Genomic DNA, 15,072 nt, shown 5'->3' on the forward strand with positions numbered 1-15,072 from the left:
GGAGCAGAAATGACAGCTGATTTCGACGTTGCCGTGATCGGCCTCGGCGCCATGGGAAGCGCTGCCATCTCCTTCCTTGCGGCGCGCGGCGCCAGGACGATTGGCATCGACGCCTATTTTCCTGCCCATGCGCTCAGCTCTTCGCATGGAGATAGCCGCCTGATCCGGATGGGCTACTTCGAAGATCCGTCCTATGTGCCGCTGCTGCAGCGCGCCTATAGCAACTGGCGCGCTTTGGAGGCGCGGCTTCGCACGGAAATTCTGACGATCACCGGTGTTCTCCAGATCGGGGCTGAAGACAGCAAGATCGTTACGGGCACACGCGCGTCCTGCAAGATGCACGGCCTGCCGCATGAGGTCCTCGACAAGATGGACGTGGCGCGTCGGTTTCCCGCCTTCCAACTGGATGACGAGGACGTTGCTGTCCTCGATCCAAAGGGGGGCTATCTCAGGCCCGAGGCGGCTGTCATGGGTTATCTCAAACTTGCAGCGCAGGATGGTGCGGTTCTTCACTTCGGCGAACGGGTAACTGCGATCGAGCCGGGCGACGGCGGGGTGACGATCCGATCGGCTGAGGGCCACTATCGTGCCAAAAAGGTGGTGGTTGCCACCGGCTCGTGGATCGCTGAACTCATTCCCGATTTGAAGGAACATGCGGTGCCGATCCGACAGGTCGTCGCCTGGTATCAGCCGCAGGACGGATTTGCGACGCAACCGCAGCGCATGCCGTGCTTCCTTCGGGACGAGGGGGCAGACGGCTCTTACTTCGGTTTTCCGGCGATCGGCATGGACAGCGTCAAAGTCGGGAGGCACGCGCATTTCCGCGAGCCGATCGATCCCAACCAGCCCAATCCGCCCGTCAACGACAGAGATACGGCACTCCTCGATAGCTTTATCGCCAGGCGGGTGCCGGCCGCTGCCGGACCCCGGGTCAGCGCCGTGACATGCCGCTACACGATGCTGCCGAGTGAGGATTTTCTGCTCGACGTTGCCCCTGGCAACCCGAACGTCGTCGTCGCGTCGCCCTGCTCCGGCCATGGCTTCAAGTTCACGAGCGTCGTCGGCGAGATTCTCGCCGACCTGGCACTTCAAGGTGGAACCAGCTTGCCGGTTGCAGCCTTCTCGTTCGATGCAATGAACCGCTTCGTCTCGGCCCGCAAATCGGCGTAACGCTCCAGGCTAACTGCAGCGCAATCCGGTTTCCGCATTGAATAGGTGGATTGCTTGCGGATCGAAGGTAAGCGTCAGCATCTGACCATTCTCCAAAGTCGTGCGCGGCGGCAGGCAGGCCATGATCCGTTGCGTGCCCGCAAAAGCGGTGACGACAAGCTCCGGTCCGGTCAGTTCGGCAACCTCGCATTTCGCCGGTAGCGTGAGGCCGGACGATCCAAGTCGAAGTGCTTCCGGCCGTATTCCGACAATCAGCTTCTGGCCATCTCTGGGCTCGGCTTGAAGTCCGCCCGGAAGAGGTAGCACGATGTCGCTGCCCTCGATCTGAACTTCGCTGCCGCGAACCGTAGCGTTCAAGAGGTTCATTGGCGGCGCCCCGACAAACGTGGCGACATAAAGAGTTGCCGGCCGATCGTAAATCTCCGACGGGCTGCCGAGCTGCTCGATCCGCCCGTCGCGCATAACCGCAATGCGGGTGGCGAGCGTCATGGCCTCGATCTGGTCGTGCGTCACGTAGACGACCGTGGTCTTGAGCATCTGATGCAGGCGCTTGAGTTCGGTGCGCATCTCCATGCGCAGTTTTGCGTCCAGGTTGGATAGCGGCTCGTCGAACAGGAAGACTTCCGGCTTGCGAACAAGGGCGCGGCCGATCGCGACGCGCTGGCGCTGGCCACCCGACAGTTGACTTGGCCTGCGGTCGAGCAGGCTTTCGATCTGCAGCAATTTCGCCGCATCGCGTACCGCCGTGTCGCGCTCGGCGCTCGGAACTTTGCGCATTTCCAAGCCGAAGCCGATATTGCGGTGGACAGTCAGGTTTGGATAGAGCGCGTAGGACTGGAAGACCATGGCGATGTCACGATCCTTCGGATGCACGCCGAGGACCGAGCGTCCGCCGATACGCACGTCGCCGCTTGTTGCTTCCGCCAGCCCCGCGATGATGTTGAGCAGGGTCGATTTTCCGCAGCCGGAAGAGCCGAGCAGAACGAGAAACTCGCCGCTCTCGAGCGCGATGTCGATGCCCTTCAGGGTTTCGACATCGCCGTATGTCTTGCGGATGTTGGCAATTTCAAGAGCACTCATCGAGCGGGCTCCTCAGATGTGGATGGTCCGCCGTAGTTGCGGGGAAGGGTCGAAATTGCCCGTGATGCGACCGCGGTTCCGGCCTGCAGGCAGTCAGCGAGAGGTTTTTCTTGCGCCAGCGCTGCCAGAAAACCGGCGTTGAAGACATCGCCGGCGCCGATCGTATCGACAACCGTGACGGAGGGAGCCGCAGCGGCGATGCACTGCCCGTCCGCACCAATTGCGAGCGCTCCGTCCGGTCCGCGCTTGACGACGACGATGGCACCCTCCGGCATGTGGGATCGGATTTCGGTCCCCGCTTCGACAGGGTCGTCGAGGCCGGTGAGGGTGGTGGACTCCACTTCGTTGAGCAGCGCAATCGCGCAGCGGGAAAGCCAGTTTCGCGTGGCCTCGCAATTCTCGTTCGTCCAGCCGTCGAGCGGCCAGCCAGTGTCAAGCGCAATCGCAATCTGGTGCTTGTCGGCCCAGTCGAAGAAAGCATCGTACTCGCGGGTCAGATCTTCCGTCAGGAATGAGCCGCAGAGCAACACGAAGCCCCCCGACAGCGTCGTGCCATCCAGGACGGCAAAGACATCGGAAAGGCTGAGGCGGGGCAGGTGACCGCGGGTGGTGAAGAACGTGCGCTCTCCATCGGGATGGGTGATGCCAACCGACAGTGTCGTCTGCTCAGGGCGCACCGGCCACTTCGCGGACCGCTTGCCGAAAGCCTCGGTCAACCAGCGACCGAACTGGTCGTTGCCAACATTGGCAGCGATCTCGAATTCGACGCCAAGACCTTCCCAGGCGAGGGCGCTGTTGCCCGCTGCCCCGCCGACGCGCAGTTCGTCGTGGTCGACGATGATCTCGGTGCCAGCCTTCGGCCAGGGAGCAGCAGGGCCGAGGATGAGGTCGATATTCACGTTTCCGACGACGGCAAGCGGGCGCATCATTCGCTCCGGGTGATCTTTGTCGAGCGCACAGGCGTGCCGGCGTTCTCGACACGCGCATCGGCGAAGGCGACCATGAAGCGCTGTGCCACGGGCAGCATTGCGAAGACTGCAGCCAGGCCCGAAGCTGGCTTGAAGCCGATCGTCACCGCGCCCGCAACCGGGGCTTCACCCGATGCATCGAAGATGATGACCGGAGCGCCGGTTTCGACGGCTGATACGGCCATGGCCGTGACCAGACCGGCGGTGCTGTCCTGTCCCCGGAAAAGAACGACACCGACGGCCGGGCCGAGCATCTCCATCGGTCCGTGCCGCAACTGCCCGCCTTCGAGCGAAAAGCAGGGAAGGCGGGAGAGTTCCGTCAGGCCAAGGGCCAGCGCTTCGGCAAGACCCTGCAGGCGCCTGCCCGAGGTAACGACCGTCGCCACGTTATCGAGAGCTGCAAGAGCGATGTCGATGCCTGGTGTTTCCGGGGCGGTGAGTGCGGCAAGGGCTGCCGCGGGATCCTCGCCAAGGGCTGCCAGCACCGCAAGATGCAGGGCAAAGGAGACGGTCAGGCTGCGCGTTGCAGCAAACGCCAATTCCGTGCCGCCCGCTCCGATGAGGGAAGGCGCCGTACGCGCCAGGAATGATCCTTGCTCCAGCGTCAGCCCGAATGTGTCAGCACTGGCTCCTGTTTCAAAGAACCAGCGCACCACCTCGGCACTTTCGCCAGATTGCGAGGTGATGATAACTGTTCGGCCGTCGAGCGCGAGCGGTTGTCCGAGTTGCTCGGACAGGGGTAGAGCGATCGCGTCGATGCCGCAGGCACGGTAGAGCGGCTCGACGGCCCGACCGACGGCATGAGATCCGCCCATGCCGAGAAGAAGAAGCCTGGCGTTTTTCTTCAGCGATTCCGCAATGGCCTGAGCGGCTTGCTTTGCGTTGTCATAGGATGTGAGCGCATCCGCATGCTGACGCGCCATTTCGCGATCAATTGCAATCAGGCCGGCTGGTCGTGTGTTTTCCATGGTCATTGTCATCCCTTGACGCCGCCGCTTGTCAGCCCTGATATCAGGGCGCGTTGCATGACGAGACCAACCAGCACCGGTGGCAGAGCGGCGAGAACACCGGCAGTCGCGATCAGTCCGTAATCGGAGACACGGCCACCGGCCAGATCGGCGATGGCAACCGTGAGTGTCTTGGCGCGCTGATCGGAGGTGAAGAGCAGCGCATAGAAGAACTCGTCCCAGCCGAGCAGGAAAGCAAACAGCGCCGAGGTGGCGACAACAGGCATGGCCAGCGGCAGGGTAATGATCTTCCAGGTCTGGAACAGGCCGGCACCGTCAATCATTGCCGCGGCTTCGATCTCCTTCGGAATGGAATCGAAGCCGGATTTCATGAGCCATGTCGTGAAGGGGGCGAGGATCGTCAGATAGACGAGGGCGAGGCCGAAGACGTTGTTCAGCATGCCGAGATAGGCCAGGCCCATGTAGAGCGGCACGGCAAGCGCAACCGGTGGCAGCATGTAGGTGGCGATGACCATTGAAAGCGACCAACCGACGGAAGGTGTTCGCGACACGGCCCAACCGGCCGGAATCGCCAGCGCGATAGCGGCGATCGTCGCCATGCCGGCAACCTCGATGCTGTTTCTGAGCGACGAGGTGAAGGCGGCGCCAGCGCTGTTCTCGATCGTCGACAGCAAGGCGGTGTACCGGGAGAAGTCTGCCGTTTGCGGCCACCAGCGGAGCGGCTTGGCGGCCAGATCGGCGGCCGGCGAGATGCTCATGATGAACAGCCAGAGAACCGGTGCCAGGATGACGGCCGCAAGCAGCAAGGCGCAGACGTAGATGAAGGCTGTAAAGAATGGGCTCTTGCGTTCCATCAGGCGGCACTCCCTGCGGTCTTGCGCACCAGCGTGGCATAGGCGAGAGCCAGCACCGTTACCAGCAATGTGACGATCAAGGCCAATGAGGCGCCGGAGCCGGCCCGCTGGAAGGAAAACGCTTCCTGATAGACGAGGATCGACAGCGTCCTCGTACTGTTGGCCGGGCCGCCGCGGGTCATGACCCAGATGATGTCGAACACCTTGAAGGCCTCGATGGTGCGCAGCACAAGGGCCACCATCAGCGGACCCGCGAGATAGGGCAGGATCACGAAGCGGAAGCGGGCGAAGGGACCGGCGCCGTCGACCAGTGAGGCGGCAGTGACGTCACGCGGCACCGCTTGTAGGGCAGCAAGCGCAATGAGCGCGACCAGCGGGAAGTTCTTCCAGCAATCGGCGACGATCAGGGCGGCAAGTGCTGTGCCCGGTTCGCCAAGCCAGGAGCGATAGGCGTCGATCAGCCCGACCTGCTTCAGCGCGGCGTTGAGCGCGCCGTATTCCGGATTGTAGATCAATCGCCAGAGCGTGGCGTTGACGACGGTTGGCAGTGCCCAGGGAAGGATCATCAGGGCGCGCAGCACCGCGCGGCCGCGGAAATCCTGGTTGAGGAGAAGTGCTGCAAGCACGCCGATCACCATCTCGGCAGCAACCGAGATGACCGCGAACCAGGTGGTCGTGATCAGGGTCCGCTGAAAATTCGAACCGGAGATCATCTTCACGTAGTTGTCGATGCCGACGAAATTGCCTGATGTGCCGACAAGCTTGGCGTCTGTGAAAGACAGGCCGACGGTGTCGACCAATGGCCATCCGATGACGGCGATCATCACGACAAGCAGCGGCAACATCAAAAGCCACGCGCGGGTTGTCATCCAGGTGCCGGACATGAGGCGCCCTCTCAATTCATCGGATTGGTAGAGTGGAAACCAGGCGGCACGGGGCCGCCTGGACGGTTACATCGCTTAGAGACCGCTGTTGTCGGCAGCCGACTTCAGGGCGTCCTCCGGCGAAGACTGGCCGAGCAGGGATTCCTGGATGGCCTGCTGCAGAGCCGTGGAAAGCTCCTGATACTTCGGCGTGGTCGGGCGCGGATACATCGCGGCAAGACCGACCTTGGCCGCAGCGATCAGTTCTTCCTGGCCCTTCGTCACGGCCGGATCCTGATAAGACGATGCCCAGATCGGAAGGCTGAGCTTGGCATACTGGTTCTGCGTCGGCTGCGAGGTCATGAAGGTGACGTACTTCCAGGCCTCATCAGGATGCTTGCTGGCCGTGGTGACACCGAGGCCCATCGAGCCGTTGACGGCCGACGCTTCGCTCTTGCCCGCGACACCCGGAGCCGGGACAACGCCGACCTTGCCCGCGACCTTGCTGTCCTTCGGGTCGTTCGCCATGTTGTACATGTAGGTCCAGTTCAGCGCAAAAGCAGCATCGCCGTTCTGGAAGACCTTTCGCACATCCTCTTCCAGGAATTCCTTGGAGTTCGGATTGGTCAGGCCGGATTTGTAGCTGGAAACCATATAATTAAGCGCGTCGAGACCGCCGCCACTCTGGAAGGCCGGCTTGCCGTCCTTCAGGAAATCGCCCTTGTAGGCGCTGACGAGCGTCGTGTAATCGCAGATCGCGGCTTCGGCCTGCGACCAGCTCCAGGCGATCGGCGTTGCGAGAAGGCCCTTGTCCTTGATCGTCTTTGCCTGCTCGGCCAGTTCGTCCCAGGTCTTCGGCGGTGCCTTTATGCCGGCCTTCTCGAGGATTTCCTTGTTGTAGAACAAATACTTGGTGTCTAGGATCCACGGCATCCCGTAGTACTTGCCGTCATACTGAACGGTCGTCCATGCACCAGGAAGGACACCCTTCTTCATATCGTCTGTGATGCGCGCGGTGACGTCGACGAGGACATTGTTGGTCGCGTATTCTGCCGGCCAGATCACGTCGAAGAGGACGACGTCGTAACCGCCAGACCCCTGGGCGAGCACCGTCTTGTCGTGCAGGCCTTCGTAAGGCACGAATTCGAGATTGACCTTGACGTCGGGGTTTGCCTTGGAAAATGCATCCGTCATGGCACGGACGTCAGCCTCGCTATAGGCCGCTTGTGCCATAAACAGCGCATTGATCGTCGTTTCGGCAAAGGCGTGCGGCGCGAAAGATGCGCCGATCAGTGCTGCGCCAAGCAGCGTCTTGTTCAGGGATTTCAACATTCCAGCCTCCAGTTTTTTTGACATTCACCCGTTTGTCCGAGGGCGGCTGTCGTCGCCATCGGTTGTTGAAAAGGCGCCGGTTAGCCGGCTGCCGGATTCGGAGCGTCGTCAGAGCCGCTTTCGGACCCTTTTGCGTTCCCTGGAACTCTTTTGGTTCCTCATTAAGTCAATTGTCTTGACTTATTTCTTCTTCAATATTCTACTGCTGTCAAGAGGGAATTCGGAATGAACGAAGCGCGCCCGATACGGGCAAAAGCAGGCACCAATCATGAAGGCACAAGCGCCCATAACCGGCGGGTGATGATGGATGCCCTGAGAGTGAATGGAGCACTCTCGAGAGCAGACCTGGCGCGCGCCACCAAGCTCACCAAACAGACCGTGTCGAACATCATCGACGAACTCGAACAGGAAGGGCTGGTCACCGCGCAGGAAGCTGTTCGCAAGGGCAGGGGACAACCGTCGACACCCTATCGCCTGGTGCCGGAAGGGGCTTTTGCGATCGGGCTGCAGATCGATCGTCACATAACCAGGGCCATAGCTGTCGACCTTGTCGGCAACATACGCACGCGGGCCGAGGCGAACCTGCCTCCCGACGGGCCGTCGCGCGGTGCCACCGTAATTCTCGAACTTGTCGAGAAGGTTCGTCGTGACCTTGCCGGCCTCGTTGCTCAATCGGAGCGGCGGCTCGTTGGCCTGGGCGCGGCGATGCCTGGCCCGTTCGGGATCGAGGCGACGGGTGACGATCCCTGGATGATGGCCGCCTGGCAAAAGTTTCCGCTGTTGGAAACGCTGGCGGCAGGCACGGGTCTTGGCGTTCGTCTACAAAACGATGCGGCCGCTTGCGCGACGGCAGAGCGGATGGTTGGCGCCGCCCATGGGCTCGACCATGCCGTTTGCCTCTATCTCGGCTACGGTATCGGTGCTGGTCTGATCCTCGGCGGGGAACTTTACAGCGGTGCAAACGGCAATGCGGGCGAAATCGGCATGGCGCTGCTTTCGGCAAGCGGCAGCCCGACGCCACTCGAGCATCGTGCCTCGCTCGCCTCGCTCTACCAGCACCTGGCGATCGACCCGGCGGATCCCGGCGTCTATGCGATGGTGAACGAACTGGCGCTGAAGAATGATGCGAGAATACAGAGCTGGATCGAAGAAGCCGTGATGGATCTTCGCTGGAGCGTACATCTGATCGAATCGATCTTCGATCCGCAAACCGTGATTCTCTGCGGCGGTGCGCCTGAGGCCCTGGCGCGACGTCTGGTCGAGGCGATGTACCCTCTGCCGCCATCGATCGCCGATCGCCGTGGCCGGGTCATTCCTCGCTTCCAGCTTGGAATGACCGATCCCTGGGCCGTCGCACTTGGCGCTGCCGCCGACCCGATCAGCCGCGCTTTCGACCCGAGCTTTGCGGCTATTCTCAAGGGTTCGCTGTAAAAACGCTCATGCGCGATGGATCGGGTCGATCCATAAAACATCTTCCGGCTGTTCGACCGGTTCGATATCGAGATTGACGACGACCGGTTCCTGGCCGGAGCGCACAAGAACACATTCGAGCGTCTCGTCGCGGCTGGCGTTGATCTCTTGATGGGGAACGTAAGGCGGCACGTAGATGAAATCACCGGGACAGGCCTCTGCCGTGAATTCGAGGTGGTCGCCCCAGCGCATGCGTGCCTTCCCTTTCACCACATAGATGATGCTTTCGAGATCCCCGTGGTGATGGGCGCCGGTCTTTGCATTCGCATGGATGGTAACGGTGCCGGCCCATATTTTCTCCGCCCCGGCGCGCGCATGGTCGATCGCCGTCGCCCGGTTCATCCCTGGGGTCTGGGCGGTATTGGGATCGAGTGAATTGCCCGGAATGACCTTCACGCCATGTTCGCGCCAGTCGATCGGATGGTGGTCGTGATCATGCGGAACCTCGGTCATTGCATCTCCTTCCTTCAATCAGGTCGTTGTTCCCTGGCCATGTCCTAAAGGCGGTGGATGCCGGAGAGCTCATCGAGCTTGCCGCGCAGTCTGCGCTTTACCTCCTCGTCCTGCCCTTCCATGGCGGCGAGCATTTCGCGAAGCGTTCCGCGCAGTCCATGGATCTGATCGATGAGATCCATGATCAGATCGACGCCGGCATCGTTGACACCCATGTCACGCGTCAGGTCGAGGATGAGCTGCGCCCGCGCGACATCGGTGTCGCGAAAATCGCGAGCGCCGTCACGTGTCTGAGGCAGCAGCCATCCCTGCTCGACCCACACCTCTAACACCCTCACGTCGATTTTAAGAAAACGGCGGAATTCAAGATCATCCATGGCTATTCTCCCATGCCCTTTCTCGGATCCTGCTCGTCGCCAGCTGTCCAGCCGGTCATGAAATCGGTCAGCTGCTGATCCGGTCCGTTCGGCAGCACGATTTTCAGAGAGATGTAGATGTCTCCAGCACTGCCGTCTTTCTTCGGAACGCCCTTGCCCTTCAGGCGCAAGACCTTCCCGGTGTTGGAGTGCGGCGGCAATGTGAGGTTGACCGGACCTGACGGCGTCGGCGCGCGCACCTTGCCGCCGAGCACGGCCTCGCGCAGCGTAATCGGCAGGTCGAAGCGAATGTCGTCGCCGTCACGAACATAGAAGCGATGCGGACGCACGCGAATTTCGACAAGCGCATCTCCCGGCCGGCCGCCGCCAATGCCGGCCTCGCCTTTGCCGCGCAGTCTGAGCGTCTGGCCGTCGCGCGTGCCAGGCGGTATCTGCAGGTCGAGCGCCGGCCCGTCCGGCAAACGGATCTGGGTCTTCGTGCCGTTGACGGCATCGAGGAAATCGACCTCCATCGAATACTGCCGGTTCTGGCCCTGTGCATGGAAATCGCCTCCGCGTGTTCGTCGCGAAAAGAAGCTCGAGAAAATATCGTCGCTGTCGCCGAAGTCGGCATAGCCCGCGCTGTTGTGATAAGGGTTGCCGGCGTTTCCTGCAGAGGCATAGTCGCGATAGTAGTGGCGCGGCGCCTGCTCGGCACCGGTCATGTCGATCTCGCCGCGGTCAAAGCGCCCGCGCTTTTCTTCATCGCTCAGCAGCTCGTAAGCAGCGGAAATTTCCTTGAAGCGGTCCTCTGCCTTCTTGTCGCCGGGATTGAGATCGGGGTGAAGTTTCTTGGCAAGTTTTCGAAATGCGCTTTGAATGTCTTTCTGCGTGGCGTCCTTCTTCACGCCGAGAAGCTCGTATGGATCGCGGCTCATACATATCTCCGGTTCAGCCGGCGGACATCACCGGCATTTTGCCATCTATATAGGTTCGCGCGGCTGCTCCGACGAGAGGTTGTATCGGCCTCGGCACCTAATCGCGCTGCAGGCTGATCTCACTGGTAACCACCTGCTGGCCGGACGCCGGATCCTTGTCGACAGTTCGGATGCGGATCGCATTGGCGTCGATCCGCTGGATGGTCATGTTGGCGCTGCGGTCACCGTTTATCACCTTTGACCAGCGCACCGCGAGATTGATGGCGTCGCCGCGGCGGCTTCCCTGAAGACCGGATACGCCACCGGACGGACCGACGTAACGACCGGCATACTGTGTTCCGGTGACCGTGATATTGGCCGACACCGGTCGCGTGATAACGATCATCCCGCGGCAGGTCCCCTTCATCGATAGCGCCTCGCCACTCGCTTGGGATGTGAAATTGCAACTCAGGTTGATCGGGGACGAGGAGGTCGTGCGTTTCATCATGCCTCCGCCGGTCCAATCGCCAGCAAGCGACTGGAGGAAAGGCGCCTCGTCGGCATATGCGAAGCCCGTGACCAGCCAGAACAGCGCGGCCACAGCAGCATGTCGGCAGCACTTCATGACGTCCTCCCCTTGGAGATGATCAGGAATGCCTCAGAATGCTTGAAAGTTCCTCTCACTGCAGGAACTCGGCCAAAATGTCCCAACGCGGTGGGGAAACGCAAGCGAATTCCTCTTTGTCTGGAGGTTCGACCTCATCGAGCGAAATTTCTGTCAGTTGAGAACTGCTATTGCTGCACTGCAATAATCGCCATAAGGTAGAGACGCTGAACTCGGAGGTCCGAATGCCGCCAAGACCATACAGCAATGCCCGTGCCACGCGATCCGATCGCGATCCGATCGCAATTGATCTGGCGCTCCAGGGCGGTGGCGCGCACGGCGCTTTTACCTGGGGTGTAATCGAACGGCTCATCGATGAGCCCTGGCTGGAGATTTCAAGCATAACCGGCACCTCGGCCGGCGCAATGAACGCGGTGGTACTTGCACATGGTTATGCCCTTGATGGTCGAGAGGGCGCGAAGGTCGCTCTCGAGGCATTTTGGGCCCGGGTCAGCGACGTGGCGCGGTTCAGCCCGTTTCAGCGAACGGCGTTTGACGTGATGACCGGTAACTGGTCGCTTGATCACTCGCCCGCCTATCTCTTCTTCGACCTTATGAGCCGCTTGTTTTCGCCCTATGAGATCAATCCGGCCAACATCAATCCGCTCCGCGACATCCTCGAGGAAAGCGTGGATTTCGAGGCCTTGAAGCGCTCTGAGATCAAGCTGTTTGTCAATGCCACGAACGTGCGAACCGGGCTGCCGAGGGTGTTTCGCAACGACGAACTGAGTGCCGACGCCGTGCTGGCTTCGGCATGCCTGCCGATGCTGAACCAGGCGATCGAAATAGACGGTGATCCCTACTGGGACGGTGGGTTTTCGGGAAATCCGCTGCTTACGCCGGTCGTCCGGGAGAGTGCGGCATGCGACATTTTGCTTGTTCAGGTCAATCCCGTAGAGCGCGCGGGCGTTCCAAGGACTGCACGTGAAATTCTCAATCGCATCAACGAGATCTCCTTTAACTCCAGCCTGAAGAAGGAATTGCGAGCGATGGCCATACTCCAGCGGATGCTTTCGGAAAGCGGCGTTGCGCCGGATGAAATCGCCTGGGCGAAGGAATGGTCAAGCATACGTCTCCATCGAATTGCAACGCCACCGCGCATGGTGGAACTCAGCGCATCATCCAAGATGAACGGCGAGTGGGAGTTTCTTTCGATGCTGCGGCAGGAAGGGCGCGAGACCGCGCAAGAATTTCTCGCCAGCCATGGCACGGATATTGGAAAGCGGGCGAGCTTTGACATCGAAAGCCTGCTCGATACCGTCCTGCAATAGACGTCAGAGCGCAAAGCCCCGTCATGGATATTGTTGGCGTCCTTATCGCACTTGGTGTTCTCGTCGCGCTCGCTTACCGCGGCTGGAGCATCCTTCTTCTCGCACCCCTTTGTGCCCTGCTTGCCGCACTGTTGGCTGGCCAGCCCTTGCTTGCCAGCTGGACGCAGACTTTCATGCGCAACGCGGCGGATTTCATTGCCCAGTTCTTCCCGATTTTTCTGCTTGGCGCTCTTTTCGGCAAGCTCATGGAAGCCAGTGGTTCTGTTGAGGCAATTGCCGTGAAGATGACCGAGAAGCTCGGGGCAGGACGAGCCATATTCGCCGTCGTGCTTGCTGGCGCCTTCGTCACATATGGCGGCGTCAGCCTGTTTGTCGCTTTCTTCGTCCTTGCTCCAATGGGGCATGCTCTCTTCAAGGCGGCCGACATTCCGCACCGGCTCATGCCGGCAGCAATCGCCCTTGGAACATCCACCTTCACCATGTCTGCCATGCCGGGCACGCCGGCGATCCAGAATGCGATCCCGATGCCATTTTTTGGCACCAATCCGTTTGCTGCTCCAGGGCTCGGCGTCATTGCCTCGGCGGTCATGCTTGGTTTCGGCATGTGGTGGCTGCAGATGGCGCGGCGAAAGGCGAAGCTGGCAGGGGAGACCTATCGCTATGCTGGCTTGACGGCCTCTGATGCCATTTCAAATGACGACAGGATGCGGGAGCGTGGCGCAGTCGCGCATGACTTCGATCCGGGTGAAATTGCGCGCGGCGGTCATGCGGCGATGCGACCAAGCTTTTTGATCGCAGCGCTGCCGCTGGTGGTCGTCGTTGCGACCAATCTGGTGATGACGTTCGCCGTTTTGCCGCGTATCGACGCGCATTATCTGGCGGAAACTGCCTGGGGCTCAACCACACTTTCAGCGGTTGCGGGTGTCTGGTCGGTGATTGTGGCATTGACGGCGGGCATTGTGGCGCTCCTCGTTACCAACTTTAACCGCCTTCCTGGTCTCCGTTCCATCATCGATGCCGGCGTCAACGCGGCTGTCCTGCCGATCATGAGCGTTGCCAGCCTTGTTGGCTTCGGCGCCGTCGTGGCTGCTCTCCCTGCATTCGAGACGGTGAAGGTCTGGGTCCTGGGCATCGAGGGAGGGCCACTGGTCTCTCTTGCGATTGCGACGAATATCCTTGCTGCATTGACCGGTTCGGCGTCAGGCGGGCTGACGATCGCGCTCGATGCCCTGGGGCCGACCTACATGGAAATTGCCCACCAGACCGGTCTCGATCCCCAACTCATGCACCGGGTTGCGGTCATCGGCGCCGGCACGCTGGACAGCTTGCCGCACAACGGTGCTGTCGTGACGCTCCTTTCTGTCTGCGGTGTCTCGCACAAGGATGGTTACCTTGATCTCGCCATGGCCGCCATCGCAAGCGCCCTTGTTGCGCTGGTCGTCGTCATCACGCTCGGAACGCTTGTCGGATCGTTCTGACCGGCTGCGGCACCACATCCGGGAGTGCGTGGCTGCATCCACGCGATCGCGACGATCGACGGGCGGACGCCGGTGCCTCTATCGGCTCCCAGCGTCAAGGTGTACTCAAGGCACCAGGCTGTACCGGGTCGACTAAACTCCGCGTCAGCCGGTCGGGCGAGTGCGCATCTCGAAGACGAGACACTGGAGAGTAGATGATGGGTTTTCCGCTTTTCGATCTCAGCGGCAGGCGAGCATTGGTAACCGGCTCGTCACAAGGGATTGGTTTTGCGTTGGCCAAGGGGCTTGCCGAGCATGGCGCATCCGTCGTGCTGAACGGACGGGATGCGTCGAAGCTGGAGGCGGCCGCGAAGGCTCTGCGAGAAGCCGGTTACGATGTTGCTGTGAATGCCTTTGATGTGACCGATGCTGACGCAGTCAAACGTGGCATCGACGAGATCGAGAGCGCCATTGGTCCAATCGATATTCTCATCAACAATGCGGGAATGCAGTTTCGGACGTCGCTCGAGGATTTTCCGGCCGATCGCTGGGAGCAACTGCTGAAAACCAACGTCTCCAGCATCTTCTATGTCGGGCAGGCCGTTGCCCGGCACATGATCACGCGCGGCGCAGGAAAGATCATCAACATCGCCTCCGTCCAAAGCGAACTCGCTCGTCCGGGCATCGCCCCCTACACCGCCACCAAGGGCGCTGTGAAGAACCTGACCCGAGGTATGTGCGCCGACTGGGCCAAGTTCGGAATCCAGGTGAATGCCCTAGCGCCGGGCTATTTCAAGACGCCGCTCAATCAGGCTCTCGTGGATAACGAGGAGTTCTCCTCATGGCTTCAAAAGCGCACGCCTGCCGCCCGCTGGGGTGAGGTGGATGAACTGATCGGTGCGGCGGTCTTCCTGTCCGGGAAAGGATCATCCTTTGTCAACGGACACACTCTCTATGTCGACGGTGGCATCACGACTTGCCTCTAGTAGCGCGTTTTCGTGGTTCGAATCATATCAAGCAGCCTCGGCGAGCTTGTATGACCAAGTGTGGATGACGGGATGACGATTGATGTCGTCGATACCGGCCATAATGCGTTCCTTGAGCTCGTGTTTTGAGGTCACCCGGATGTGGCGCAGGACGGAGCGGGCGAACTTGGAGAAGAAGCCCTCGATCAGGTTGAGCCAGGAGCCGTGTTTGGGCGTGAAGGTAAATTCGAAGCGGCCTGCCGGTCGTTTATCGAGCCAGGCTC

Annotated in this window: 15 protein-coding genes and 1 pseudogene; 5 read left to right on the top strand and 11 right to left on the bottom strand. The window is 60.8% G+C overall.

The window, feature by feature from the left end; translation table 11 throughout:
• Positions 1-9 precede the first annotated feature (9 nt).
• Positions 10-1,170, top strand: a complete 1,161-nt coding sequence (gene solA, locus RHIBUN_RS0118270) for an N-methyl-L-tryptophan oxidase (protein ID WP_025660656.1) — start codon at positions 10-12, stop codon at positions 1,168-1,170.
• 9 nt (positions 1,171-1,179) lie between these two features.
• Here solA and ugpC read toward each other — a convergent pair whose 3' ends face one another.
• The 6 genes from ugpC to RHIBUN_RS0118300 form a co-directional block, all read right to left on the bottom strand.
• The gene (gene ugpC / locus RHIBUN_RS0118275; RefSeq protein ID WP_025660657.1) at positions 1,180-2,250 is read right to left on the bottom strand and encodes a sn-glycerol-3-phosphate ABC transporter ATP-binding protein UgpC; all 1,071 of its coding nucleotides are present in this window, start codon (positions 2,248-2,250) and stop codon (positions 1,180-1,182) included.
• Positions 2,247-3,176: a carbohydrate kinase family protein gene (locus RHIBUN_RS0118280; RefSeq protein WP_025660658.1), complete on the bottom strand. Its 930-nt coding sequence runs from the start codon at positions 3,174-3,176 to the stop codon at positions 2,247-2,249. The genes ugpC and RHIBUN_RS0118280 overlap by 4 nt, the downstream gene beginning before the upstream one ends.
• Positions 3,176-4,198 (bottom strand): SIS domain-containing protein, encoded by a 1,023-nt coding sequence (locus RHIBUN_RS0118285; RefSeq protein WP_025660659.1) that lies wholly within the window; start codon positions 4,196-4,198, stop codon positions 3,176-3,178. The genes RHIBUN_RS0118280 and RHIBUN_RS0118285 overlap by 1 nt, the downstream gene beginning before the upstream one ends.
• Positions 4,195-5,040, bottom strand: coding sequence for a carbohydrate ABC transporter permease (locus RHIBUN_RS0118290; protein ID WP_025660660.1), 846 nt, complete (start codon positions 5,038-5,040; stop codon positions 4,195-4,197). Before RHIBUN_RS0118290 ends, RHIBUN_RS0118285 begins: the two co-directional genes overlap by 4 nt.
• A complete protein-coding gene (locus RHIBUN_RS0118295; RefSeq protein WP_025660661.1) occupies positions 5,040-5,924 on the bottom strand; it encodes a sugar ABC transporter permease in 885 nt (294 codons plus the stop codon). The genes RHIBUN_RS0118290 and RHIBUN_RS0118295 overlap by 1 nt, the downstream gene beginning before the upstream one ends.
• A gap of 75 nt (positions 5,925-5,999) precedes the next feature.
• The gene (locus tag RHIBUN_RS0118300; RefSeq protein WP_025660662.1) at positions 6,000-7,235 is read right to left on the bottom strand and encodes an extracellular solute-binding protein; all 1,236 of its coding nucleotides are present in this window, start codon (positions 7,233-7,235) and stop codon (positions 6,000-6,002) included.
• A 225-nt stretch (positions 7,236-7,460) separates the two neighbouring features.
• Between RHIBUN_RS0118300 and RHIBUN_RS0118305 the strand changes: the two genes are divergently transcribed.
• Positions 7,461-8,666: an ROK family transcriptional regulator gene (locus tag RHIBUN_RS0118305; RefSeq protein ID WP_025660663.1), complete on the top strand. Its 1,206-nt coding sequence runs from the start codon at positions 7,461-7,463 to the stop codon at positions 8,664-8,666.
• A gap of 6 nt (positions 8,667-8,672) precedes the next feature.
• Here the strand turns inward: RHIBUN_RS0118305 and RHIBUN_RS0118310 are convergent, their stop codons facing one another.
• The 4 genes from RHIBUN_RS0118310 to RHIBUN_RS0118325 all read right to left on the bottom strand — a co-directional run bounded on the left by RHIBUN_RS0118310 (position 8,673) and on the right by RHIBUN_RS0118325 (position 11,056).
• Complete coding sequence (locus RHIBUN_RS0118310) at positions 8,673-9,158, bottom strand: cupin domain-containing protein (protein ID WP_025660664.1); 486 nt, start codon at positions 9,156-9,158, stop codon at positions 8,673-8,675.
• 44 nt (positions 9,159-9,202) lie between these two features.
• Entirely contained in the window at positions 9,203-9,535 is a 333-nt protein-coding gene (locus tag RHIBUN_RS0118315; protein ID WP_025660665.1) for a chaperone modulator CbpM, read from the bottom strand.
• 2 nt (positions 9,536-9,537) lie between these two features.
• Positions 9,538-10,452 (bottom strand): J domain-containing protein, encoded by a 915-nt coding sequence (locus RHIBUN_RS0118320; RefSeq protein WP_025660666.1) that lies wholly within the window; start codon positions 10,450-10,452, stop codon positions 9,538-9,540.
• A gap of 97 nt (positions 10,453-10,549) precedes the next feature.
• Positions 10,550-11,056, bottom strand: a complete 507-nt coding sequence (locus RHIBUN_RS0118325) for a hypothetical protein (RefSeq protein ID WP_025660667.1) — start codon at positions 11,054-11,056, stop codon at positions 10,550-10,552.
• A gap of 224 nt (positions 11,057-11,280) precedes the next feature.
• On the opposite strand from RHIBUN_RS0118325, the gene RHIBUN_RS0118330 reads away from it, so the two are divergent.
• From RHIBUN_RS0118330 to RHIBUN_RS0118340, 3 genes are all read left to right on the top strand, one after another.
• The gene (locus tag RHIBUN_RS0118330) at positions 11,281-12,366 is read left to right on the top strand and encodes a patatin-like phospholipase family protein (protein ID WP_025660668.1); all 1,086 of its coding nucleotides are present in this window, start codon (positions 11,281-11,283) and stop codon (positions 12,364-12,366) included.
• 23 nt (positions 12,367-12,389) lie between these two features.
• Entirely contained in the window at positions 12,390-13,844 is a 1,455-nt protein-coding gene (locus RHIBUN_RS0118335) for a GntP family permease (protein ID WP_025660669.1), read from the top strand.
• Between the two features lie 197 nt (positions 13,845-14,041).
• Entirely contained in the window at positions 14,042-14,809 is a 768-nt protein-coding gene (locus RHIBUN_RS0118340) for an SDR family oxidoreductase (protein ID WP_025660670.1), read from the top strand.
• Between the two features lie 27 nt (positions 14,810-14,836).
• Here the strand turns inward: RHIBUN_RS0118340 and RHIBUN_RS33570 are convergent.
• Positions 14,837-15,072 (bottom strand): annotated as a pseudogene (locus tag RHIBUN_RS33570) (IS630 family transposase); the annotation flags it as partial.

It is taken from the genome of Rhizobium sp. IBUN, assembly GCF_000510625.1.
Classification (GTDB): Bacteria; Pseudomonadota; Alphaproteobacteria; order Rhizobiales; family Rhizobiaceae; genus Rhizobium; species Rhizobium altiplani.

Coding starts and splice junctions, on each gene's coding strand:
- ugpC (WP_025660657.1), bottom strand. CDS start 2,250: ATGAGTGCTCTTGAAATTGCCAACATCCGCAAGACATACGGCGATGTC.
- RHIBUN_RS0118300 (WP_025660662.1), bottom strand. CDS start 7,235: ATGTTGAAATCCCTGAACAAGACGCTGCTTGGCGCAGCACTGATCGGC.
- RHIBUN_RS0118290 (WP_025660660.1), bottom strand. CDS start 5,040: ATGGAACGCAAGAGCCCATTCTTTACAGCCTTCATCTACGTCTGCGCC.
- RHIBUN_RS0118335 (WP_025660669.1), top strand. CDS start 12,390: ATGGATATTGTTGGCGTCCTTATCGCACTTGGTGTTCTCGTCGCGCTC.
- RHIBUN_RS0118325 (WP_025660667.1), bottom strand. CDS start 11,056: ATGAAGTGCTGCCGACATGCTGCTGTGGCCGCGCTGTTCTGGCTGGTC.
- RHIBUN_RS0118320 (WP_025660666.1), bottom strand. CDS start 10,452: ATGAGCCGCGATCCATACGAGCTTCTCGGCGTGAAGAAGGACGCCACG.
- RHIBUN_RS0118280 (WP_025660658.1), bottom strand. CDS start 3,176: ATGCGCCCGCTTGCCGTCGTCGGAAACGTGAATATCGACCTCATCCTC.
- RHIBUN_RS0118330 (WP_025660668.1), top strand. CDS start 11,281: ATGCCGCCAAGACCATACAGCAATGCCCGTGCCACGCGATCCGATCGC.
- solA (WP_025660656.1), top strand. CDS start 10: ATGACAGCTGATTTCGACGTTGCCGTGATCGGCCTCGGCGCCATGGGA.
- RHIBUN_RS0118295 (WP_025660661.1), bottom strand. CDS start 5,924: ATGTCCGGCACCTGGATGACAACCCGCGCGTGGCTTTTGATGTTGCCG.
- RHIBUN_RS0118285 (WP_025660659.1), bottom strand. CDS start 4,198: ATGACAATGACCATGGAAAACACACGACCAGCCGGCCTGATTGCAATT.
- RHIBUN_RS0118310 (WP_025660664.1), bottom strand. CDS start 9,158: ATGACCGAGGTTCCGCATGATCACGACCACCATCCGATCGACTGGCGC.
- RHIBUN_RS0118340 (WP_025660670.1), top strand. CDS start 14,042: ATGGGTTTTCCGCTTTTCGATCTCAGCGGCAGGCGAGCATTGGTAACC.
- RHIBUN_RS0118305 (WP_025660663.1), top strand. CDS start 7,461: ATGAACGAAGCGCGCCCGATACGGGCAAAAGCAGGCACCAATCATGAA.
- RHIBUN_RS0118315 (WP_025660665.1), bottom strand. CDS start 9,535: ATGGATGATCTTGAATTCCGCCGTTTTCTTAAAATCGACGTGAGGGTG.